Source organism: Nocardia yamanashiensis NBRC 100130, assembly GCF_001613325.1.
In the GTDB taxonomy this organism is placed as follows: domain Bacteria; phylum Actinomycetota; class Actinomycetes; order Mycobacteriales; family Mycobacteriaceae; genus Nocardia; species Nocardia yamanashiensis.
The window spans coordinates 46,159-68,420 of the sequence record NZ_BDCD01000023.1 but is presented as its reverse complement, the minus strand read 5'-3'; the positions used below and the strand labels follow the sequence as shown (position 1 = coordinate 68,420).

Annotated in this window: 25 protein-coding genes; 11 read left to right on the top strand and 14 right to left on the bottom strand. The window is 69.5% G+C overall.

What is annotated here, in order from left to right; genetic code table 11:
- Positions 1-9: 9 nt before the first annotated feature.
- The 4 genes from NY1_RS27105 to NY1_RS27090 are packed head-to-tail and all read right to left on the bottom strand — an operon-like array spanning position 10 to position 2,867.
- Positions 10-1,170 (bottom strand): MFS transporter, encoded by a 1,161-nt coding sequence (locus NY1_RS27105; RefSeq protein WP_084535375.1) that lies wholly within the window; start codon positions 1,168-1,170, stop codon positions 10-12.
- A gap of 39 nt (positions 1,171-1,209) precedes the next feature.
- Positions 1,210-1,833 (bottom strand): pyridoxamine 5'-phosphate oxidase family protein, encoded by a 624-nt coding sequence (locus NY1_RS27100; protein WP_067719248.1) that lies wholly within the window; start codon positions 1,831-1,833, stop codon positions 1,210-1,212.
- Between the two features lies 1 nt (position 1,834).
- On the bottom strand, positions 1,835-2,269 hold the full coding sequence (locus NY1_RS27095) for a nuclear transport factor 2 family protein (RefSeq protein ID WP_067719245.1): 435 nt from the start codon (positions 2,267-2,269) through the stop codon (positions 1,835-1,837).
- A 34-nt stretch (positions 2,270-2,303) separates the two neighbouring features.
- Positions 2,304-2,867: an NADPH-dependent FMN reductase gene (locus NY1_RS27090; RefSeq protein WP_067719243.1), complete on the bottom strand. Its 564-nt coding sequence runs from the start codon at positions 2,865-2,867 to the stop codon at positions 2,304-2,306.
- A gap of 248 nt (positions 2,868-3,115) precedes the next feature.
- On the opposite strand from NY1_RS27090, the gene NY1_RS27085 reads away from it, so the two are divergent.
- Both NY1_RS27085 and NY1_RS27080 read left to right on the top strand, forming a co-directional pair.
- Positions 3,116-4,141, top strand: a complete 1,026-nt coding sequence (locus NY1_RS27085) for an AraC family transcriptional regulator (protein ID WP_067719240.1) — start codon at positions 3,116-3,118, stop codon at positions 4,139-4,141.
- 212 nt (positions 4,142-4,353) lie between these two features.
- Positions 4,354-4,836, top strand: coding sequence for a hemerythrin domain-containing protein (locus NY1_RS27080; RefSeq protein WP_067719237.1), 483 nt, complete (start codon positions 4,354-4,356; stop codon positions 4,834-4,836).
- A gap of 4 nt (positions 4,837-4,840) precedes the next feature.
- Here the strand turns inward: NY1_RS27080 and NY1_RS27075 are convergent, their stop codons facing one another.
- Positions 4,841-5,554 carry a SanA/YdcF family protein gene (locus NY1_RS27075; protein ID WP_067719235.1) on the bottom strand — a complete coding sequence of 238 codons (714 nt, stop codon included), beginning with the start codon at positions 5,552-5,554 and terminating at the stop codon, positions 4,841-4,843.
- Positions 5,555-5,848: 294 nt separating this feature from the next.
- On the opposite strand from NY1_RS27075, the gene NY1_RS27070 reads away from it, so the two are divergent.
- Genes NY1_RS27070 through NY1_RS27060 form a run of 3 tightly spaced genes read left to right on the top strand, consistent with a single transcriptional unit; the run spans position 5,849 to position 8,292 of the window.
- Positions 5,849-6,100, top strand: coding sequence for a hypothetical protein (locus NY1_RS27070; protein ID WP_067719232.1), 252 nt, complete (start codon positions 5,849-5,851; stop codon positions 6,098-6,100).
- A 9-nt stretch (positions 6,101-6,109) separates the two neighbouring features.
- A complete protein-coding gene (locus tag NY1_RS27065; RefSeq protein ID WP_067719229.1) occupies positions 6,110-7,015 on the top strand; it encodes an SGNH/GDSL hydrolase family protein in 906 nt (301 codons plus the stop codon).
- On the top strand, positions 7,012-8,292 hold the full coding sequence (locus tag NY1_RS27060) for an acyltransferase family protein (protein ID WP_084535374.1): 1,281 nt from the start codon (positions 7,012-7,014) through the stop codon (positions 8,290-8,292). Before NY1_RS27065 ends, NY1_RS27060 begins: the two co-directional genes overlap by 4 nt.
- Here the strand turns inward: NY1_RS27060 and NY1_RS27055 are convergent.
- The 4 genes from NY1_RS27055 to NY1_RS27045 form a co-directional block, all read right to left on the bottom strand.
- Entirely contained in the window at positions 8,267-8,899 is a 633-nt protein-coding gene (locus NY1_RS27055; protein ID WP_067719226.1) for a TetR/AcrR family transcriptional regulator, read from the bottom strand. The genes NY1_RS27060 and NY1_RS27055 overlap by 26 nt on opposite strands.
- 128 nt (positions 8,900-9,027) lie before the next feature.
- Positions 9,028-9,201: a hypothetical protein gene (locus NY1_RS43805; RefSeq protein WP_169815399.1), complete on the bottom strand. Its 174-nt coding sequence runs from the start codon at positions 9,199-9,201 to the stop codon at positions 9,028-9,030.
- Between the two features lie 141 nt (positions 9,202-9,342).
- Complete coding sequence (locus tag NY1_RS27050) at positions 9,343-9,858, bottom strand: gamma carbonic anhydrase family protein (protein WP_067719223.1); 516 nt, start codon at positions 9,856-9,858, stop codon at positions 9,343-9,345.
- 33 nt (positions 9,859-9,891) lie between these two features.
- On the bottom strand, positions 9,892-10,845 hold the full coding sequence (locus NY1_RS27045) for a GlxA family transcriptional regulator (RefSeq protein WP_067719220.1): 954 nt from the start codon (positions 10,843-10,845) through the stop codon (positions 9,892-9,894).
- Between the two features lie 71 nt (positions 10,846-10,916).
- On the opposite strand from NY1_RS27045, the gene NY1_RS27040 reads away from it, so the two are divergent.
- Positions 10,917-11,705: an MBL fold metallo-hydrolase gene (locus NY1_RS27040; RefSeq protein WP_067719218.1), complete on the top strand. Its 789-nt coding sequence runs from the start codon at positions 10,917-10,919 to the stop codon at positions 11,703-11,705.
- A gap of 127 nt (positions 11,706-11,832) precedes the next feature.
- Complete coding sequence (ald, locus tag NY1_RS27035) at positions 11,833-12,942, top strand: alanine dehydrogenase (protein WP_067719585.1); 1,110 nt, start codon at positions 11,833-11,835, stop codon at positions 12,940-12,942.
- Between the two features lie 58 nt (positions 12,943-13,000).
- Here ald and sigJ read toward each other — a convergent pair whose 3' ends face one another.
- The 4 genes from sigJ to NY1_RS27015 all read right to left on the bottom strand — a co-directional run bounded on the left by sigJ (position 13,001) and on the right by NY1_RS27015 (position 16,593).
- Positions 13,001-13,951 carry an RNA polymerase sigma factor SigJ gene (gene sigJ / locus NY1_RS27030; RefSeq protein ID WP_067719215.1) on the bottom strand — a complete coding sequence of 317 codons (951 nt, stop codon included), beginning with the start codon at positions 13,949-13,951 and terminating at the stop codon, positions 13,001-13,003.
- A gap of 150 nt (positions 13,952-14,101) precedes the next feature.
- Positions 14,102-15,025 (bottom strand): cobalamin biosynthesis protein, encoded by a 924-nt coding sequence (locus tag NY1_RS27025; protein WP_067719583.1) that lies wholly within the window; start codon positions 15,023-15,025, stop codon positions 14,102-14,104.
- A 93-nt stretch (positions 15,026-15,118) separates the two neighbouring features.
- A complete protein-coding gene (locus NY1_RS27020) occupies positions 15,119-16,096 on the bottom strand; it encodes an SURF1 family cytochrome oxidase biogenesis protein (protein ID WP_067719212.1) in 978 nt (325 codons plus the stop codon).
- Positions 16,093-16,593, bottom strand: a complete 501-nt coding sequence (locus NY1_RS27015) for a low molecular weight protein-tyrosine-phosphatase (RefSeq protein ID WP_067719209.1) — start codon at positions 16,591-16,593, stop codon at positions 16,093-16,095. The genes NY1_RS27020 and NY1_RS27015 overlap by 4 nt, the downstream gene beginning before the upstream one ends.
- 365 nt (positions 16,594-16,958) lie before the next feature.
- On the opposite strand from NY1_RS27015, the gene cobC reads away from it, so the two are divergent.
- On the top strand, positions 16,959-18,047 hold the full coding sequence (gene cobC, locus NY1_RS27010) for an Rv2231c family histidinol phosphate aminotransferase CobC (protein WP_084535404.1): 1,089 nt from the start codon (positions 16,959-16,961) through the stop codon (positions 18,045-18,047).
- Positions 18,048-18,323: 276 nt separating this feature from the next.
- A complete protein-coding gene (locus NY1_RS27005) occupies positions 18,324-19,451 on the top strand; it encodes a Nif3-like dinuclear metal center hexameric protein (protein WP_067719206.1) in 1,128 nt (375 codons plus the stop codon).
- An 81-nt stretch (positions 19,452-19,532) separates the two neighbouring features.
- On the opposite strand, the gene NY1_RS27000 is transcribed toward NY1_RS27005, so the two are convergent.
- The gene (locus NY1_RS27000; RefSeq protein WP_067719204.1) at positions 19,533-19,976 is read right to left on the bottom strand and encodes an OsmC family protein; all 444 of its coding nucleotides are present in this window, start codon (positions 19,974-19,976) and stop codon (positions 19,533-19,535) included.
- 167 nt (positions 19,977-20,143) lie between these two features.
- On the opposite strand from NY1_RS27000, the gene NY1_RS26995 reads away from it, so the two are divergent.
- Positions 20,144-20,881, top strand: a complete 738-nt coding sequence (locus NY1_RS26995; RefSeq protein WP_067719201.1) for a zinc ribbon domain-containing protein — start codon at positions 20,144-20,146, stop codon at positions 20,879-20,881.
- Between the two features lie 85 nt (positions 20,882-20,966).
- Positions 20,967-22,262, top strand: coding sequence for a bifunctional RNase H/acid phosphatase (locus NY1_RS26990; protein ID WP_067719198.1), 1,296 nt, complete (start codon positions 20,967-20,969; stop codon positions 22,260-22,262).

Below are 22,262 nucleotides of genomic sequence, written 5' to 3'. Positions count from 1 at the left end.
GGGAACCCGTCAATTCGCGGCGGCCAATACCGGGCGCGGTGCGCGCGCCGGGGTCATGAGCGCCACGCACGCCACGCTGAACAGCAGGCCGAGCGCGAAATAGCCACGGTAGCTGTCGGTCAGCAGATGGATCAGGCTCGCGACGGCCAGACCGGCGGCGGCCGACAGCTGATGCACGATCCAGGCGGGCGCCAGGGTGCGGCCCATCCGCGCCGGGTCGAGGCCGCGGGACATGACGGCCATGGTGAGCGGCACGATGGGGAACGATGCCGCGCCGAACAGAATAGCGACCGCGATGAGCACGCCGGGGCCGGGCACGAAGACCGCCAGGACCAGCGCGGCGATCCGCACCACGAACAGTGTGCGCAACAGGTTTTCGGCGGAATAGGTGCGCAGCAGCCGGACCATCGCCGCCGAGGTGAGACCCGCGGACAGGGCGGCCAGGGCCACCAGCCGGCCGGCGTTCGTGACATTCCAGCCGATCTCGGTCGCGTGCTTGGGCAGCATGAGAATCACCACGTAGAGGGTGGCGGCGTGTAATCCGAAGGCGGTCAAGATCTTTCCGCGCCCGCGCAGCGATTCCGCGCCGCCCGCCGGCCGCCCGGTGCCGGGGCAGGTGGGCAGCCGCAGCCACAGGTAGGCGGTGACCGCCAGGCCGAGCGCGCCCAGCAGGGCGAACGCGCCGCGCACGCCGATCGGATCGAACAGCGCGGTCGCCGCCCACGGGGTGATGAGCTGACCGACATTGATGCCCAGCGCGGCGCGCGCCAGATCCGGGCCCGCGTTCGTCCCGCGCACCCGGCTGACCAGCGTGGTCACGGTGAGTGTGGAGGACGCCGCGAAACCCAGGCCGCCGAGCAGCATGTAGGCGGCGACGAACTCCCAGGTCTCGGTGACGATCGAGAGCACCAGATAGCTGGCGGAAATCAGCGTGAGCCCGCCCACCAGCACGTTCTTCGCGCCGATGCTGTCGAGCAGCCGGCCGATCGGATATTGGGCGATGCCGGTGACGGTGGTGCCGAGCGCGGCGGCCACCGCCAGCGCCGTCGCGCTCACCCCGTACGCGGCGGCGGTGGGGGCGAAGAACACGCCCATGGTGAAGTTCAGGCCGAAGGACACGGTCATGGCCGCGAGCCCCGCCCAGGCGATACGTTCGGGTCGCATCGTCATCAGCTCCCAACTTGTGCTGCGCCGCGAGGGCGCGGGATATCAACTGCCGGAGCGGAGTTCGCGTAGTTCGGCATTCTGTCGTTCGAGTTCGGCAATGCGGTCGCGCAGGGATTGCACGGCCTCGAGGACTTCCTCGCGCGGATACAGCTCGGGGATGTGCTGGCTGCAGTTCCAGTCGAAGGCCTCGACGGTGATCAGCACCGCGCGTTCGGGCTTCCCCGAATACCCCGGAACCGTCAGCGACGCGACCAGTTCCGGATCCGCGTCGGCCTCCACCGCGCGGGCCCGGCCGAAGATCTTCAACCGGGTCTTGCTCGCATAATCCATCAGGAACAGCGCGACCCGATCGTCATGATCGAGATTGCCCCGGCTGATGTACTGCTTGTTGCCCCGGAAGTCGGCGAAACCCACGGTGCTGGAATCGATCACGTTCAGGAACCCGCGCGGCCCGCCCCGATGCTGGATGTAGGGCCACCCGGTCTCGCTCACCGTGGACAGGTAGAAACTGTCCCGCTCCTCGATGAACCACGCCTCCTGCTGGCCGAGCCGGTCGGCGACGGCCGGAACCGCCGCCATCCGCTCGTAGCCGCACAGGCTGCCGTGCGCCGCCTGGTGCGCGCGGACCGCGTCGGTGAACGCGATCTGCGCGTAATGCCCGGTCACCTCAACGGCTTTCGCGCGGTCCGAAGATGGTGCGCTGCTCGGCGTCGATCTGCAGATCGTTGATGCTCGCCTCGCGCCGGGCCATCAGCCCGTGCTCGTCGAACTCCCACAGTTCGTTGCCGTGACTGCGCCACCACTGGCCGTCGGCGTCGTGCCATTCGTAGGTGAAGCGCACCGCGATCCGGTTGTCGGTGAAGGACCACAGGTTCTTGCGCAGCGCGTACTCCTGCTCCTTCGCCCATTTGGCGGTGAGGAATTCGACGATGGCCTCGCGCCCGACCAGGAACTGGTCGCGATTGCGCCACCAGGAATCCGGCGTGTAGGCCAGGGCGACGCGCTGCGGATCGCGGGTGTTCCAGGCGTTCTCGGCGGCCAGTACCTTGGCGGCGGCGGTTTCGGCGGTGAACGGCGGCAGCGGCGGGCGGTTCTCGGTCATGGTGAATTCCTCTCGGGGAGTGGGTGTTTCCCGGCTAGCGGGCGTCGATCTTGGCTTTCAGCGCGGTGAGCAGGCCGGTGAGCAACTCGATGGTGGTGTCGTCGACGAGATTGCCGTCCTCGTCGAAGCGCTCGTGCGAACGGAACGCGATCACCTCGGGCTTGATCACCACATCGCTCTCGGTCCACACGAACACCTGGCGCAGGGCGAGTTGCGCACGCACGGAACCGAACTGGGTCGGGGCCGCGCCCGCGATGGCGATCGGCTTGCGGTGCAGCGGCAGGCCCTCGGTCTTGGTCCAGTCGGTGGAGACCCAGTCGATGGCGTTCTTCAGCACGCCCGGGATGGAGTAGTTGAACTCCGGGGTGGCGATGAGCAGGCCGTCGGCGGCGGCGATGCGCTCGCGCAGGTCGGTGACGGCGGCCGGGCGATCGGCCGGATTGTCGAGATCCAGGTCGTAGGGCGGGATCTCGCGCAGGTTGTCGTAGATCTCGATGTCCAGCCCGGCATTGTGCTTCTGGGCGGCGCGCAGCAGGGCGGTGTTGTGCGAGGCGGCGCGGAGGCTGCCGGAGATGGCGAGGATCTTGTGGCTGGTCATGACTGCCTGTCTCTGTCGATCGGGGTGTGGATGCGAGCATATAACCGTTGTAATGACTGACAACGGTTAGGGTGAGCGAATTCATTCCCGGCCGGGCCGATTTCCGTCCGTGATCGCTGCCGGTTCGCTCGCGCTCCTGAATCTATGGCCGCGGGCGACGCCGACCCGGGGACGTCGGACGCCGTTGAGGGGACAGAACGCGCCAATTCGACCATTCGGAAGCATTTTCGGCGGGTTAGGCTCCGGCGGTGATCGAAGGCACCCTTCCGGCCCGGACCGCCGCGGTGATCCGGACGACCGCCTTGCACGTCGGCATCACACCCGCGCAACTCACCCTCGCATCCGGCCTGGACACCGCCGACCTGGGCGACGAACTGCTGCGGGTGCCCACCGAATCGGCGTGGCGCATGTGGGAACTGATCGACGCCGTCGCCGGCCCCGGCTCCGGTCTGCTCGCCACCGATCAAGCCGAACGCAATGGCGGCCTGCACCTTTGGGACTATCTGTTCACCAGTGGCGAAACCGTCGCCGCCGGCATCCGCACCGCTATGGAACTGCGCGCCGTGGTCACCGATCCGGCGGTCGGCTGGACGGTGGTCGAGGACGGCGGCCTGCTGTCCATCCGCGACGCCGGCACCATCGAACCCGAATTGATCCTGCCCCCGATCGAGGAGTTCGTCCTCTCCATGATGCTGCGCCGCGTCCGCACCGTGGCCCGCCGCCACGTCGTCCCCGTCCGCGTCGCCTTCACCCATCACGCCGCCGAACGCCGCCCCTACCTGATCGACGAATTCGGCACCGCCCGCATGGATTTCGGCGCCCCGGCCTCCGAGATCACCTTCCTGGACATCGGCGCCCAGCCCACCGGCGCCGACCCCCACCTGGCCCGCATGCTCCGCCACTACGCCGAGCTCTCCCTCGCCTCCGCCCGCCCCGAACTGGGCTGGCTGGACAAGTTCCGCGCCGCCACCACCGCCGCCCTCGCCCGCAACGAACTCGATCTCGACCGCGTGGCCCGCCGCCTCGCCATCAGCTCCCGCACCCTGCAACGCCGCCTGCAGGAATCCGGCACCAGCTGGCGCGCCGAAGTCGAAACGGCCCGCGAACAATACGCCCGCGACCTCCTCCGCGACACCACCCTCCCGATCCGCTCCATCTCCGCCCGCCTCGGCTACACCGACCCCCGGGCCCTGCGCCGCGCCTTCCACCGCTGGACCGGCACCACCCCCGACACCTTCCGCCGCGAGAGCCTCGCCGCCGAGCCCCGGGGTTAAGATCGGCTCGTGTCGCGTGCCGGCGCCGGGTGGACGGCGTACGCATGGAGGCAACGAATCGAGGAGGCAGCTATGGGTCCACTTCGCCCGCCCTGCTGATGTGAGTCGCGCACCCGTCGTGGTGCGTATTCGACTTTCCACACCGTCTCCGGTCGAGAGCACGGCCGTGCCCGCCGGAACGGACCACACCTTCCTCCGAATCGAGATCATTCATGTCTGTTGCGAACAACCGCGCCCAGGCTCTCGGGCGCGAACTGATCGACGTCCACAATTGGCTGCGTGGCGAATTGAAGCGGGTCGCCCGCGAACTCGACGAGCATCGGCTCGGTCATGTGCGGCCGGTGCGCGAGGTGCGCGGCCACTGCCTGGCCTTCTGCCGCGCCTTGACCGCCCATCACACCAAGGAGGACGAGACGGCGTTTCCGCTGCTCGCCCAGCGCTTTCCGGAACTGGCCCCGGTACTCGCCGAATTGAGCGCCGATCACCGGCTGGTCGCCGACATCCTGACGCGCATGACCGGATTGCTGGCCGACGTGACGGCGGACAATCTCGCCGCCGTGCGCGGCGAGATCGCCGGGCTGTCGGCGATTCTCGAATCCCACTTCCAATGGGAGGAGCGCCGCATCACCGCCGCGCTGGACGAATTGTCCGGGGACGCGGGCCGCGGCGCGGAACTGTTCGGGACGGCGAGCTGATCGCTCAGTGCGGGGCCGCGGCCATGGCGTCGCGGACCGTCGTTTCCTGACGGCCCAGGAAGGTGGGCGCGGGTTTGAACACGATGGCGTATACCGCCTTGGTGCAGGCGAGTTGGTCGCGGAGCCAGATCTTGCGGTAGACGCCCTCGTGGGGCTGGGTGTCGTCGCCGACGCCGACGGTGTCGATGCCCACCGCCCGGCACAGGGCGATGGTGCGGGGGAGGCTGAAGTCCTGGGTGAGGACGGTGGCGGAGCGGACGCCGAAGATGTCGTGGGCACGGGCGCAGGATTCGTAGGTGCTGAAACCCGCGTAGTCGAGGGCGATCTTCTCGGCGGGGACGCCGCGGCGGATCAGGTAGTCGCGCATGCTGGTCGGTTCGTCGTAGCTGTGGCGGCCGTTGTCGCCGGTCACCAGAATGGCTTTGACCTTCCCGGCGGCCAGCAGGCGGCGGCCCAGGTCGAGGCGGGCGGCCAGGTAGGGGGAGGGCTCGCCGGAGGCGTAGACCTCGGCGCCCAGCACGATGGCCACGTCGGAGCTGGGCGCGGATTCGACGCTGAACTGCCGGTCGGAGGTGCTGGAACGGATCCACAGGTCACAGCCGAGCAGTACGACGAGACCGGTCAGGGCGGTCACGCCCAGGAGCTTCGCGACGCGGCGCGGCGGAAACCAGGCGGCGGCCCGGGTCCGGACGGCGCGGGCGGCGGAGCGGATCTGCATGCCGACAGTGTGCCCGAAGAGAACAAACCGTCCGAATTGTTTTGCGGTGCGGCAAAGTCGGGTGCGGGCCGATTCGGGTGAAATTACAATGAACCCCAGGGCTGCGTTTGTAAAATTCGTTTGGGTCGGCGAACACCGCAGTTCTGATTCGAGGGTCCGATGAAGTCTCGTGCCGCAACAGTTTTCGCCCAGCGCCTCCTGGTATCGGTGATCTGCCCGCTATTTCTCGCGGGCGCCCTCACCGCCTGCGGAAGCGACAAGGGATCGGGGGGAACACCAACCACCACGTCGGCGGTGAGTTCGACCACCACCACGCCCGCCACCACGCCGCCGCCCACCACGACCACCGTGGAACCGCCGCCGCCCGCCGTCACCGAACCGCCCGCGCCGGAACCGCAATACACCGAACCGGCCGCCCCGCCGGTCACGAATGCTCCTGCGCCGCAACAACAACAGACGGTCGCACCCCAGCAGACGGTCGCCCCGCAGACGCAGGCGCCGCCCACCCTGGACGTGCCCTCGTTCGATCCGCGCCCCGGATACTGAGGACAGCACATGACGCTCCCCTGGAAGCGGACCGCTGTCCGCTGGCTGTGCGCACTCGCCACCGCCGTCGCCGCCGTCAGCCTGACCGGCACCGCCGCCGGTGACGCCGCGACCGGCAAAAACATTGTCGTCCTGGGTGATTCGTTCACCGCCAATGCCTGGGACTGGTTCGGCCGGGAACAGAGCTGCATCCACAAGGCCACCTCCTGGCCCGCGCAGCTGCACACCCTGGCGCAGCCCGCGGACACCCTGGACGTGTCCTGCCCGGGCGCCTCCATCGACACCCCGCCCGGCTACACCCTCGGCAAACAAGCCCAGATCGCCGATCAGCAGGGCGCCTTCGGCCCGCAAACCCGTTTGGTGGCACTGCAATTCGGCCTCAACGACCGCTGGGGCGTGAACGAGCTGCCGCTGCTGTTCGCCCTGCAGCAGTGCGTGTTCAACCTGGTCCAGGGCTGCGATACCGATGCGGTGGAACAAGGCCGGATCCCGGACTACAACGCCGTCACCGGATCGCTGTACGCCAGCCGGGTCAGCAATGCCGTCACCTACATCAAGTACTACGCGCCGAACGCCCGCGTGGTCCTGGTCGGCTATCCGGAATTCTTCCCGCCCGGGCAGACCTCGATCTGCCTGAACATCCTCGGCGTCGCCCCGTATATCCAGGCGCGCGGCGCGGCCCTGACCGAGTTCCTGGACCGCCTCGACACCGCGCAACGGGAAGCCGCGCAAACCCTGGGCATCGAATTCCTGGATGTCCGGGCTCTGACCACCGGGCACGGATTGTGTTCGGCGCAACCGTGGCTGAACGGCGTCCTGGACTACCGCACCGATCTGGACGGCCTGCCGTTCCATCCCTCCACGGTGGGTGACGCCGTGGTCGCGAACGCGCTGCACGCCCGATATCAGCGATGACCGCCACCGATCTCGCGCGGTCCGCCGGCGGCGAACCCGAACCGGAGCAACCCAACTCCGGTCCGGCGACCGGCGGCGCCGCGCGAGACCGGCCCCCGCTGCCCTCGCTGACCGGCGCGCGCTGGTGGGCGGCGTTCGTGGTGTTCGTCCTGCACGCCCTGGTGTTCCTGCCGGTGTATCCGTTCCAGAAGTCGGAGCTGTTCCGGCACATTCACCAGGTGCTGCCCATGCAGTTCGGCGCGGCCGGGGTGACGTTCTTCTTCGTGCTGTCGGGCTTCATCATCTACTGGTCGTTCAAACCGGGGATGACGACGCGGCGGTTCTACCGGCGGCGGGTGCTCAAGATCTATCCGACGCATCTGGTCGCGGCGGCCGTGTTCATTCTCGCCGCGAGCGTGCCGCTGTCCCGGGCCGTCGTCTGGGTCCCGAACCTGCTGCTGGTCCACACCTGGGTGCCGAACTGGACGACCGTCGGCGGCCTGAACGTCCCGTCCTGGTCGCTGGCCTCGGAAATGCTGTTCTACCTGAGCTTCCCATTGCTGCTACCGCTGCTGCGGCGCATCCCCGCGCGGCGCCTGCTGCTAGCCGTCGGCCTGCTGGTGCTCGCCATCCTCGCCCTGCACACCGCCTACTACCTGTGGGCGCCCGGACCCAAGGGCATCGCGAACGCCTTCGCGCCCCGGCTGTTCCCGGGCGACACCTCGCCGTACTACGAGGCGCACGCCTCCCCGGCCTGGTTCGCGCAGCCGAATATCCCGGTATCCCCGTCGTATTGGCTGAGCTACACCTTCCCGGCCTCGCGCCTGCCGGAGTTCCTGCTCGGCGTGCTGGCCGCGCGCATGGTGCTCGAAGAGCGCTGGCGCAGTACGCGTCTCGCGCCGCCGCTGCTGGCCCTCGGCCTGGCCTACGCCGCGACCTTCGTGGTGCCGGTGAACTACAAGATGTCGGCGCTGCTGGTCGCGCCCATGACCGCGGTGGTGGCCACGCTCGCGGTGCGGGATCTGCGCGGCATCCGGGGCTTGAACGCCCATCCGCGCATGGTCTGGCTGGGCAATATCTCCTACGCCTTCTACCTGATCCAGTACCCGGTGATGGTGATCATCACCCGAACCCTGATCGGCGGCAAGCGCTTCGGCTTCGCGGGCTGGGCGGGCTTCGCCGCCCTGAGCCTGCTCGCCTCGGTCGCCGCGGCCGCGCTCATCTACCACCTGGTCGACGCGCCGATCATGAAACGCTGCGCCGGGCGCGGAACTAGACCGGCTGGATCCCGATCATAGGAAGCACCGTGCGGCGGGCGAATTCGCGCGCGGCCTGTTCGTCCACCAAGGGAATCAACCCCTCCGGGGTGAGCGCGAGTGAATGCCCCAGCCGGGCCAGCACTTCCGCCACCAGATCGGCGTCGAAATCCCGGCCGTCGCCGGCGGCCTGCACCGCGCGTAGCTTCTCGGCCAGATAGGTGCGGCCCACCGCGATCACCGGCCCGGCCTCGGTGGTGAGCCGGGGCAGCACCGTCTCGGGCTCGGTGCGCAGCAGGCGCTGCAGCAGTTGATTATTGGCCAGCAGCGTGATGAAGGCGACGAAGATCTCCACCAGTTGCTCGTCCCGCGACATCCCGTCGCCGGCCGCGAGCGTCACCCGCTGATCGATCTCGGCGACGAACAGCTGCGCCTCGCGCACGCCGACCGCCTCCACGAGTTCGTTCTTGGATTCGAAACGGCGGTAGAGCGTGGCCGGGCTGATGCCCGCGCGCCGGGCGATCTCCCCCATACTGGTCCGCTTGATCCCGAAGTCGAGGAAGGCCGACAGCGCGCTCTCCAGGAGCTGTTCGCCTTCGGCCCGCGGCTTCTCCAGAATGCGCTGCAGGATGGTGGGCACCGAGGGCATCGAGTCTCCAGTCGGATCGGTTGGCAACCCGCGACATTGCGGTGATGAAGCCGCATTATCGCATCGAGTTTGCTACCGGCGCGGGCCCGGCGCGAAGCTACTGTCCAGTCATTGGACATCGGGTGTGGTCAGTGGACATCGAGTGCGGCCATCTCGCGTTCGATGGCATTGGCCGCGAAATCGATTCCATTGGAACGCAGTTCGTGGACCCGGCGTTGCAGCGCCTCGATGCCCCCCGGCTGGGCCGCGATATCGGCCACGCTGATCCGCCGTCGGTGCATACCGTCGAGCTCGTACGACACCGGATAAACCTCCTGCTAGCCCCGTGCGCGCACCGCGGCGGCGGCGGCAATGCCCGGGCCGCCGGGAACGCTGCTGGCGATGTTAGCAGTGCCTTATATGGTCGCTTGTTCAGTGTGGGATATCTCACGCACCCCCGTCAGTCACGCCTCTTGACCCTGGCGGTGCAGGCTCGTGTTGTGCAGGTACACCGCGGCATTCAGCTTGATGCGGTCCAATTCGGCCTCGCTCAGTTCGCGCCGCACCTTGCCGGGGACGCCCGCCACCAGCGAACCGGGCGGGATCTGCGCGCCTTCGGGAATCAGGGCATTGGCGGCGATCAGGCTGCCCGCGCCGATCACCGCGCCGTTGAGCACGGTGGCGCCCATGCCGACCAGCACATCGTCGCCGACGGTGCAGCCGTGCAGGATCGCATTGTGGCCCACCGAGACTCCGGAGCCGACGGTGAGCGGGAAGCCCGGATCGGCGTGCAGCACGCAGCCGTCCTGGATATTGGAGCGCGCGCCGACGCTGATGTCCTCGATATCGCCGCGCAGCACCGCCGAATACCAAATGCTCACTTCGGCTTCCAGGCGCACCCGGCCGATGATGGTGGCGTTCGGCGCGATCCACGCGCTCTCGTCGATCTGCGGCGCGTGCTCGCCCAGCTGAATCCTCATGATCGAGAACCTAGTGGGCGGGGTGACGGCCGCCTAGGCGGCCCTGCGGAAGAGGGCGCGATGGGCGGCGGGGGTGGTGCCGAGCAGGCGGTGGAAGTGGTGGCGCAAGTTCACGGCGGTGCCCAGGCCGGCTTCCGAGGCGACGCGTTCCATGGTGTCGTCGGTGGATTCCAGCAGCAGGCGGGCGCGGTCCACGCGCTGGTGCAGCAGCCACTGCTGCGGACTGGAACCGGTGCGTTCGCGGAAGCGGCGGGTGAAGGTGCGGCGGGACATGAGCGCGGTGCGGGCCCAGGTGTCGAGATCGACGGAGGTGTCGAGATGGGTTCGCGCCCAGACCATCGCGTGCTCGATGGGGTCGTCGTCCAGGGCCTCCGGGACCGCGACCGGGATGTACTGGGCTTGCGAGCCGCTGCGGTGCGGGGCCAGCACCAGATCGCGGGCCAGCTCGGTGGCGGTGCGGCTGCCGTGGTCGGTGCGGATCAGATGCAGGCAGCAGTCCAGGGCGGCGGCCACGCCCGCGGAGGTGATGAGATCGCCGTGGTCGGTCCACAGCGAGTCGGCGCGGACCATGACATCGGGGAAGGCGCGGGCCAATTCCGGTGCGGCCGACCAGTGCGTGGTGATCTCGCGCCCGTCGGCCAGGCCGCTGGCGGCGATCGCCCACGCGCCCAGGCACAGGCCGACGATGCGCGCGCCGCGTTCGTGCGCGACCCGCAGCGCGTCGCGGACCGGGTCGGGGAGCGGCCGGTGCCGCTCCCAGCTGGGCACGACCACCGTCTCGGCGTTCTCCACCGCCTCCAGCCCGTGCTGCACGACGATGTCGAAACCGGCTGGGGTGGATAGGATTCCGGGCTGTTCGGCGCAGACGCGCACGCGATACGGCGTGCGGTCGCCCGCCCCCGCGCCGATCCGCCCGAACACCAGGGTCGGCACCGACAGGTGGAATGGGCTGATCCGATCGAACGCCAGCACCGCCACTTCATGCATGGCCCGATTTTATCGAAGCCCGGCCTTCGGGCCACTGTTGCCGATGATCTTGCGGGGGCAAGCTTCCTCTCATGACGAACACGATCGAGACCACAGCCCCCGCCACCATCGAGCTCCTGCACATCGGCGGACCCACGGTGCGCTTCGAATACGGCAACCTGACCTGGCTGACCGATCCCACGTTCGACGAGCCGGGCGATTACGACCTGGGTGTGCTCACCCTGCACAAGCTGACCGGGCCCGCCGTGCCCGCGGACCGGATCGGCGCGGTGGACGTGGTGCTGCTGTCGCACGATCAGCACCCCGACAATCTGGATACCTCCGGGCGGGCGTTCCTGACCGGTGTGGACACGGTGCTGTCCACCCCCGACGCCGCCGCCCGCGTGGAAGGCGTTACCGGACTGCGGAACTGGGAATCGGTGGTGATCGGCGACGTCACCGTCACCGGCGTGCCCGCCCTGCACGGGCCGGAAGGCGCGGAAGCGGTGTCCGGCGTGGTCACCGGGTTCGTGCTCACCGCCGACGGCCTGCCCACCGTCTACGTCTCCGGCGACAACGCCTCGGTCGAACTGGTCGAGCAGATCGCCGAGCGCATCGGCCGCATCGATATCGCCATCCTGAATGTCGGCGCGGCGAACCCGGGCCGCTACGGCGACACCGACGTGACCCTGAACGGCCGCACCGCGGTCAAGGCCTCGCAGGCCCTGGGCGACGCGCTCATCGTCCCCGTGCACGCCGAGGGCTGGGCGCACTTCTCCGAGAACCTCGACTACCTGACCCGCAATTTCGAATACGCCGGTCGCGCAGCCGTACTCCGCATCCCGACCCCGGGCGAAGCCCTGGTGCTGGCGGCTTCCTGAGCCCGGCTCCGAGCGCACCGGAAACCGGTGGAGACGCCCACCCGGGCGATATCTCCACCGGTTTCCGGCCGTTCGAGGGGTGTGGCGATGGCGGCCGCGCGGGGCGGGGTGGGTGACTATGGCGGGTATGAGAATTGGGGTGCCACGGGAGGTCAAGGAGCAGGAGTTTCGGGTCGCGCTGACGCCGGCGGGAGCCGGGGAGCTGGTGCGGCACGGTCACGAGGTGCTGATCGAAGCCGGGGCGGGGGCCGGGTCCGGGTTCGGGGATCAGGAGTACCTGGCCGCCGGGGCGCGGCCGATGGGGAGCGCCGACGAGGTGTGGGCGGCGGCGGAACTGGTATTGAAGGTGAAAGAACCTGTCGCCGTGGAATATCCGCGCATGCGGGCCGGGCAGACGCTGTTCACGTTCCTGCATCTGGCGGCGTCGCGGGAGTGCACCGAGGCGGTGCTGCGGTCGGGGATCACGGCCATCGCGTACGAGACGGTGCGGGGGCGGGACGGGTCCTTGCCATTGCTCGCGCCGATGAGTGAAGTGGCGGGGAAGCTCGGGTCTCAGGTGGGGGCCTATCACCTGATGTCGCCGCAGGGCGGGGAAGGCGTGCTGCTGGGCGGGGTGCCCGGGGTGCGGCCCGCCGATGTGGTGGTGCTCGGCGGCGGGGTGGCGGGCAGCAGTGCGGCCACCGTGGCGCTCGGGATGGGGGCGCGGGTCACCGTGCTGGACACCAATCTCGCGCGGCTGCGGGAGCTCGACGCCCGGTTCGGCGGGCGCGTGGACACCGTCGGGTCCAATGCGCACGAGGTCGAGAAATCGGTGCTGGCAGCGGATCTGGTGATCGGGTCGGTGCTGGTGCCCGGGGCGCGGGCGCCGAAACTGGTGCCCGACAGCCTGGTCGCGGGGATGCGGCCGGGATCGGTGCTGGTGGACATCGCCATCGATCAGGGCGGGTGCTTCGAGAGTTCGCATCCCACCACGCACGCGAAACCCACCTTCCGGGTGGCGGATTCGGTGTTCTATTGCGTGGCGAACATGCCGGGCGCGGTGCCGCACACCTCGACCGTCGCGCTCACCAATGCCACGCTGCCGTATGTGCGGGCCATCGCCGATCTGGGCTGGCGGGCCGCCTGCGACGCGGATCACGGCCTGGCGCAAGGACTTACCGCGGATGCGGGGGAGCTGTACTCGCCGGAGGTCGCGGCCGCGCACGGTCTGCGCATGCTGCACGGCACCGCGTCCTGAGGTTCGGTTGCGGAAAGGGCCCGCAATCGGAATCCGATTGCGGGCCCTTTTCTTCCGTTCAGTTCTCCGATTCGCCCAGCGCCCAGTCCGGCCCGCCGTCGGTCGGCAGATTGCGCAGCTTGTCGGGGTTGCGCACCACATCGATATTGGTGATCCGGCCCTCGTCGATGGTGAACGAGAACACGCCCGTGTGCTGACCGTCGAACACCACCAGGCCGGGGCGGCCGTTGACCATGACCGAACGGCCCCAGGCCCCGCCGATCTCCGCGGCGTGCCGCAGGAAACCGAGCAGTGTGGCCGCCACCGTGTCCGCGCCGTGCAGCGGGATGCGGAAGGCATTGACCTTGCCGCCGCCGTCGGCGGTGAAGGTGACCTCGGCGTCGAGCACGCCGAGCAGCGCGCTCAGATCGCCGGAACGCCAGGCCAGCGCGAACGCCGACACCACCTTCTCGTGCTCGTCCGGGCTGGCCGGGAAGCGCGGGGTGCCCTGCTCGACGTGCTTGCGGGCGCGGGAAGCCAACTGCCGCACCGCGGCCGGGGTGCGCCCCACCACCTCGGCGACCTCGGGGCCGGTCATGCCGAACACGTCCTGGAGCACGAAGGCGGTGCGCTCGGCGGGGGACAGGGATTCCAGCACCACCAGCAGGGCGGTGGTGACGCGCTCGTCCTGGGTGACGCGGTCGGCCGGATCGTCCCAATTGGTGATTTCGGGTTCGGGGAGCCATTCGCCCACGTACTGTTCGCGCCGCGCTCGCGCCGAGCCCAGATGATCGAGGGCCAGCCGGCCGGTGACCGTGGTCAGCCAGGCGCGCAGGTTCTCGATGCCCGCGCCCTCCGGACTGGTCTCGTAATACCGCTGCAGGCGCAGCCAGGCTTCCTGCACCACGTCGTCGGCATCGCTGAGGCTGCCGAGCGTGCTGTACGCGACCCGCCGCAGGTATACGCGGTGCTCCTCGAACTGCCGCGCCAACTCGGCCTGATCAGGCACGCCATGCCGTTCGTCGCTCATTCTCGCCTCACAGTTCGTTCCCACTCGCCCATTCCGGCTGGTCACCGAAACGACGAAACCGTTCGGACAACTGTGACATTCGGCTGGTCAGGGGTGACAGGAGGGATGGTTTCAAGATCAGTTGCGGGTGGTTGCGAACCCGGGCTCGGATCAGGAGCGCAGCGCCAAGGCCAGCGCGGCGGTCAGCGCTGAGGCCAGTTGGACCGCTTCGGAGAGACGTACGGCGCGGCGCAGATCCGGCACCTTCGGCGCAGGGCCGTCGCCGAGGGTGGGCCGGAGTTCCGTGCCGTGGCGGTATTGCGTGCGACCGCCGAGGGTGACGCCGAGCGCTCCGGCCATGGAGGCTTCCGCCACACCGGCATTCGGGCTGGGATGCTTCCCGGCGTCGCGTCGCCACGCGCGCCAGGCCGCAGCGGGACGGCCGCCGACCAGTGGAGCGAGCAGGGTCGTGAACGTGCCCGCGATGCGAGCCGGAGCCAGATTGGCCACGTCGTCGGTGCGGGCGGCGGCCCAGCCGAAATTCTCGTAGCGCTCGTTGCGGTAGCCGACCATGGCGTCGAGAGTGTTGACCGCGCGATAGCCCAGCAGGCCGGGGACACCGGCGACCGCGCCCCAGAACAGCGGGGCCACAGTCGCATCCGAGGTGTTCTCGGCGATCGATTCCAGGGCGGCGCGGGCCAGTCCGTCGGCATCCAGGACCGCGGGGTCGCGACCGCACAGGGACGGCAGCAACTCTCGCGCGCCGTCGATATCGCCGGACTCGAGGCGATCCGCCATGGCGCGCCCGGTTTCGGCGAGGGTGGTACCGCCCAGCACCGTCCAGGTGGCCAGCGCGGTCAGCCCCGCTTCGGCCGCCCAGCGTGCGAACCCACTTCGCGTCCCGCTCGATCCGGTCGCGCCCACACTGCCCGCGAGCCCGGCTCCCAGCCCGGCGATCGCTCCGACCAGCACCACCTCGTGCACGATGCCGGCGGTCCGGGCGTCCCGATAGGTGACCTGCTCGACCGCCATTGCCGCCGAACCGAACCCGGCCACCGGATGCCCGCGGCGCGGATCGCCGAGTACCCGGTCCATCGCGAATCCGAGCAGCACCCCGGCGGCGGCAGCAGTCTTCTTACCCACCTCGCGAGGTTAGCCACCGAGCCCGGGCCGCCCGGCACCCGGTGCTCAGCGGCGGGTGCCGCCGTAGCGGTCGGCGAGGCGGGCCTCGTTGGAGACCGGCTTGGGTTGCGGAGGCTGCGGTTCGGCGGGCGGTTGTTCGGTCGCCGGGGAATCGTCGGTGTGCTCGGTGGTTGCGGGCTCGGTGGTGGATTCCGTTGCCCGGGATTCGGTCACCGGCGGATTCGGTTCGGCGGGTGCGGTTTCGGCGCGTTCCCGGCGGCGGGCCCGGATCTCGGCGTACACGAAGTAGCCGAGACCGAGCGGAGCCATGATGCCGAAGGCCAGCCATTGCAGGCCGTAGGACAGGTAAGGACCGGCGTCGAGCTGAGGCAGAGGGTCGGGGGTGAAGACGCCGGGCTGCTGCTCGGCGAGCTGGAGATAACCGCCGCGCGCATTCGTGGGAATCGGCGTGAGCGGGACGTCCAGGACCGTGGATTCCTGGACGGTGTCGATCGAATAGACCTGGCGGTAGCCGTCTTCGGTCACCGGCGGCTTGGATTCGACGATGCCCTCCGAGGCGCGCACCCGGGCTTCCAGGTGCTGCGGTCCGGTCGGCGGTGCGGGAATGACCGGCGGGCGAGTGCCGTTCACCGCGGCGATCTGACCGCGATCCACCAGCACGGTGCGCCCGTCGTCGAGCCGGAAGGCCGCGAGCACGGTGTAGGCGGGCGCGGAATCCAGATGACGCAGCCGGACCAGCACCGTCGAATCGGGCAGATACGCACCGTTCGCCGTCACCCGCCGCCATTCGGTGTCCTTGCCGGACTGGCCGAACATGCTGGTGACGTCGACGGGGGCGGCATCGACCGAATCCGAGATGCGCTGATTGCGTTCGGAGGTGCTGGTGTTCTTGTTGAGCTGCCACGGCGCGAGCACCGAGAAACACAGGTACGCGAACCCGGCCACGATGACCGCCAGAATGATCCAGCTCGGCCGCAGCAGGAAGGTCAGGCGGCGCGGCAGCGACGATTTCGCGCCGGTCATGCCCGATCGCCCTCGGCCGGTTCGCCGAGCTGCTCCCGCACCCAATTCAGCAGCCCCGGCACCGCCGCCTCGATCTGCTCCCGCACCAGCACGAAATCCGACTGATCCCCGTAGTACGGGTCCGGCACGCTGATGCTGTCCGCGTGCGGATCGAAATCCCGCAGCAGCATCCGCCGCTCCGAAGGCACCCCCAGTTCGGCCAGCTCGCGCTCATGCCCCGCGTCCAAGGCGACCAGCAGATCCGCGCTCAAATGATCGTCCCCGACCACCGCCGCGGTATGCCCGATCGGATACCCGTGCTCCCGCAATTCCCGCGTCGTGCGCGGATCGGCCTCGTCACCGACATGCCAGCCACCGGTCCCGGCACTGCTCACCCGCACCCGATCCGCCAGCCCCGCGCGCTCCAGCTCCGCCGCGAAGATCTTCTCGGCCATCGGGGATCGACAGATATTGCCCGTGCAGATGAATGTCACATGCAGCTCGCCCACGACAGCCATTCTGTCCGGTGCCCCCCGAACCCGGCCACGTAGGGTGTTCTGCTGTGCCGCAGGACACCGCCCACCACCCCGAACCCGCCGCCGGTGCACCCGTGCCCGCAGCGGACAGCGGCCTCGGTATGCCGACCGACCGTGTCGGCGTTGCGGGCGTCCGCCCGCAATCGGGGGTCGCCGCGGTCGCCTTCGACGGCAGGTCTCCCGAGGCCGCGGGCCGGGGCGAGGTCACCGGCGACCTGGCGGACGACGGACTCGCCCGAGCCGAGATGCCCGGCCACAACGGGACGCCGGCGGCCCGGACTGCCGGAGTGACGGGGGATCCCGGCCTCCGGTCCGTCGCCGCCGCGAACGATCGTCATTGGTCCGGCATGGACGACGAGGCCGCCGCCGTATCTAGTGCGGGCGATAGTGAGATCGAGGGTGTGAGTTCGGTCGTCGACCGGGAGCGGTTGCGGCATCACGGGGACGCGGAGGCGCGGCCCGGGATGGTCGATTTCGCGGTGAACGTGCAGGGGGATGCGCCGCCGGAGTGGTTGCGGGAGCGGCTCGCACGGCGGCTGGGGGATTTGGGGCGGTACCCGGATGCGGGGGAGGAACTGGCGGTTCGCGAGCTGGTGGCTGCGCGGCACGGGCGGCGGGCCGAGGAAGTGCTGTTGCTGGCGGGGGTGGCCGAAGGGTTCGCCATGTTGCCAAGGCTGGGGGCGAAGCTGGCGGCGGTGATCCATCCGTCGTTCACCGAACCGGAGCTGGCCTTGCGGGAGGGCGGGGTGCCGGTGGCGCGGGTGGTGCTGGAGCCGCCGTATCTGCTGGATGCCGGGCTGGTGCCGGAGGATGCGGACCTGGTGGTGGTGGGGAATCCGACCAATCCGACGTCGGTGCTGCATCCGGCGGAGTCGCTGCTGGCTTTGCGGCGGCCGGGGCGGCTGGTGGTGGTGGACGAGGCGTTCACCGATGCCGTGGTGGGGGAGCCGGAGACGTTGGCCGGCAAGGACTTCGAGGATCTGCTGGTGTTCCGGAGCCTCACCAAGACCTGGGCGCTGGCCGGGCTGCGGTGCGGGTATGCGCTGGGCGCGCCGGAGGTGCTGGCGCGGTTGAATCACGGGCGGCCGCACTGGCCTTTGAGCACGCTGCAATTGGAGGCGATCGCGGCCACGGCCGAGCCGCGGGCGGTGGCCGAGGCGCAGCGCAAGGCGGAAGTCATTGCCGCGCACCGGGATGCGATGATTCCACGGCTGCGGGAACTCGGTATCGAGGTGCACGAACCGGCGGCGGGACCGTACCTGTGGATCCGGGTTCCCGATGCCGAACTGCTGCGGAAGCGACTCGCGGACAAAGGGATCGCGGTACGGCGCGGGGACACCTTCCCCGGCGCGGACCCGGGTCACCTGCGGCTGGCGGTACGGGAACCCGCCCGGGTGGACCTGCTCGTCGCCGCGATCCGGGAAGTCGGATTATGAGAAGGTGCGCACGGGTTCCGGCAGCGGAACCTGAGACCGTCCACCAGGAACGGGACTGCGACGATTACGACAGGGCATCGCGATAGGTGTGAACGAGGTTCCGCATGCGGGACCCGAGCTCGTCCGGCGGCAGTGGGACGGCGACGATTACGGCAGGGCATCGGGATAGGTGCGAACGGGGTTCCGGAAGCGGGACCCGAGCTCGTCCGGCGGCAGCGGGGCGGGGTTGGCAGGGCATCGGGAGCGGTGCCGTCGACACGGTGTGGAGGAGGCTCGGTGACGGTGCGGTTGGCGGAACTGATCTCGGCGCTGGATGCGGCGTATCCGCCGCGGCTGGCCGAGTCGTGGGATTCGGTCGGCCTGGTGGCCGGCGATCCGGGTGACGCGGTGTCGAAGGTGCTGTTCGCGGTCGATGCCACGCCCGCCGTGGTGGACGAGGCGATCGCTTGGGGCGCACAGGCATTGGTGGTGCATCATCCGCTGCTGCTGCGCGGGGTCGATACCGTGGCGGCGTCCACGCCCAAGGGTGCGCTGCTGCACAAGCTGATCCGGTCCGGGTGCGCGCTGTTCACCGCACACACCAATGCCGACTCCGCCGACCCCGGCGTCTCCGACGCGCTCGCGCACGCCATCGGCCTGACGGTCACCGGCCCCCTGGACCCCAAACCCCTGGCCGCGCTGGACAATTGGGTGGTGCTGGTGCCACGCACCCACACCGAGACCGTGCTGACCGCGCTGTTCGCCGCCGGCGCCGGATCGGCCGCCAATTACTCCGACAGCTCGTGGCAGGTATCCGGCACCGGGCAATACCGCCCCCTGGACGGCTCGAACCCGGCCCTCGGCACCGTCGGCGAACTGCGGCAACTCGACGAAGACCGCATCGAACTGGTCGCCCCGCCGTCCCGCCGCGCCGCGGTCCTGACCGCCCTGCGCGACTCCCACCCCTACGAGGTCCCCGCCTACCACGTCACCGAACCCGCCCCACTGCCCTCCACCCTCGGCATCGGCCGCGTCGGCGAACTCCCCGCCCCGGAAACCTTGCGCGAGTTCACCGCCCGAGTCCGCAAGGGCCTCCCCACCACCACCTGGGGCGTCCGCGCGGCAGGCGACCCCGACCGCATCATCCAAACCGTCGCGGTCTGCGGCGGCGCCGGCGACTCCTACCTCGGCAAGGTCGCCCGCCTGGGCGTCGACGCCTATGTCACCTCCGACCTGCGCCATCACCCCGCCGACGAACACCTCCGCGCCGGCGGCCCCGCCTTGATCGACGCCGCCCACTGGGCCACCGAATTCCCTTGGTGCGCACAGGCGGAAGGGGTGGTACGCGCCGCCCTCCCCGGCATCGACACGCGCGTGTCCGCGCTGCGTACCGACCCGTGGACGATCGGCGCCGCGGACTGTTGATGAGCTTTTTGCTCCACTATCGGCAGGATTCGGCAGAAAACCGACGAATTCGCAGGAAAGTGGAGCAAAAGGCCACCACCCCTAGCCGACCACGATCACCGGCTCGTGACCGACCGGGAAGTTGACGGAGTTGGCGATGAAGCACTTCTTGTGTGCTTCGGCGTGCAGTTGCTCGGCGGGGGCGACCATGCTCGGCTCGGTGACCGTCACTCGTGGGCGGAGGGTGACGTGCTGGAAGCGGATGTTGTCCATGACGCCCACCGCGTCGTCGCGGTAGTCGGTGACCACTACGCCCGCGTCGACGCACAGGTGCAGGTACCAGAGCATGTGGCAGTCGGCGAGGGAGGCGACCAGGAGCTGTTCGGGGTTCCAGCGGGTGCCGTCGCCGCGGCCGACCACCGGGTCGGCGCTGGCTTCGATGGGGGGTGGGCCCGCGGTCAGCAGCAGGTGGTTGCGGGAGTAGTCGCGATAGCCGGTGGTCGCGCCGGACCAGGTGACCGAGATCTCGTAGACATGTTCAGCCATGGTCCGACCATCCCATACGGCGGCGGGGGAAAGCCCGGGAAATTCGGCGGCCGGGGGCGGGATTGTGAGTAAAACCGCTGGTTGTGCCGGGGTTGGGTAATCGGGGGCGCGGAGGCGGGTACGGTGGGAGTCTTGAACCGTCCATAGCGTCCAGGAGACCTTCCGCGTTGAATGCCGAACCATCGATCCAGGCCAAGCTGCTCGACCTCGCCGCTGTCGACGCCGAGTTGACGCGGATCGAGCATCGCCGGAAGGTGCTGCCGGAGCAGCAGCAGGTGACGGACCTGGAGGCGGAGCGGACCACGCGCAAGGACGCCGCGGTCAAGGTCGAGATCCTGATCGACGATCTGGATCGCGATATCCGCAAGCTGGAAGGCGAGATCGACGCGGTGCGCAAGCGCGAGGAGCGCGACCGCGGCCTGCTCACCGCCGGCACGGTCAACGCCAAGCAGCTCTCGGAGCTGCAGCACGAACTGGCCAGCCTGGAGCGCCGCCGCAAGGTGCTGGAAGACGATCTGATCGAGGTGATGGAGCGGCGCGAGGCCGCGGCCGCCGACCACGATCACGCGGGCGCGAACCTCGACCGCGCGGAAACCGATCTGGTGGATGCCGAGCGGCGTCGCGACGCCGCGGTCGCCGATCTCGATGTGGCACAGCAGCGTTGCGTCTCGGACCGGGAGGCGCTGACCCGCCTGTTCCCGGCCGACCTGCTCGCCACCTACGACAAGCAGCGCACCAATTACGGTGTGGGCGCGGCGCTGTTGCAGGCGCGCCGCTGCGGCGCCTGCCGTATCGAACTCGATCGCGGGGAGATCTCCCGCATCACCCAGACCGCGCCCGACGTGGTGGTGCGCTGCCCCGAATGCAGCGCGATCCTGGTGCGCACCAAGCAGTCGGGGCTCTGAGTGCCGCCCGCGCGCTGAGCGGGCATTGCCGGAAATCGACGGCCCGCGACCGCGGGCCGTTTTCCATGTCTGGAGGGTAACTGCGGTGGACAAGGTGATCGTCGAAGCCGACGGCGGATCGCGCGGCAATCCGGGGCCCGCCGGGTACGGCGCGGTGGTGTGGGATGCCGGACGGCTCGCGGTGCTGGCCGAACGCAAGGAATTCCTCGGCGTCGCCACCAACAATGTCGCCGAATACCGCGGCCTGATCGCGGGTTTGGAAGCCGCCGCCGAACTCGGCGCCCGCGAAGTCGCGGCCCGCATGGACTCCAAACTGGTCGTCGAGCAGATGTCCGGCCGCTGGCAGGTCAAACACCCGGCCATGATCCCGCTGGCCGAACGCGCCCGGCAGCTGGTCGCCGGCTTCGACCGCGTCACCTTCGAATGGATTCCGCGCAAACAGAATTCGCACGCCGACAAGCTGGCCAACGAAGCGATGGACGATGCCGGAGTGGTCGGGGAGGTCCGCGACGCCCTGCGCGCGGAGTCGCCCGCCCCGGCCGGTACGACGACGCGGGACGACGCCGTCCGCGCCGAGACCACCTCGGCCGGTGCGATGTCGCGGGATGACAGTCTGTATGGGCAGTCGGCCGGCGCGGCGGGTGCGTCGGCGTCATCACTGCCGAGCGAGGATCCGGTGGTCGGCGCGGCCACCTCGAATCCCGTTGCCACCGAAGGCCGGGGTGCGGCCGTGTCCGCCACTGCCGCGCCCGGCTGGACCGGGGCGATCGGGCGGCCGACGCGACTGCTGCTGCTCCGCCACGGGCAGACGGAACTGTCGGTGCAGCGGCGGTATTCGGGGCGCGGGAATCCGCCGTTGACCGAGCTCGGGCGGCAGCAGGCGGCGCGGGCGGCGGAAAACCTTGCGGCCAAGGGGGATATCGCGGCGATCGTGTGCTCGCCGCTGGGGCGGGCGCGGGAGACGGCGGAGGCGGCCGGGCGGGCGCTGGGAGTGCCGGTGCGGGTGCTCGACGGGCTGATCGAGACGGATTTCGGTGCGTGGGAAGGGCTTACGTTCGCCGAGGCGCAGCAGCGGGATCCGGAGCTGCATTCGCGATGGCTGGGCGATCCGTCGCTGCCCGCGCCGGGTGGGGAGAGCTTCGATCAGGTGCGGGAGCGGATCGAAGGCGTACGGCGCGATCTGGTGGCGCTGTACCCCGGCGCGAATGTGCTTGTGGTGAGCCATGTGACGCCGATCAAGACGCTGCTGCAGCTCGCCCTGGGTGTCGGCCCGTCGCTGCTGTACCGCCTGCACCTGGATCTGGCGTCGCTGTCCATCGCCGAGTTCTATCCGGACGGCGGATCTTCGGTGCGCTTGGTCAACGACACCTCGTACCTGTGA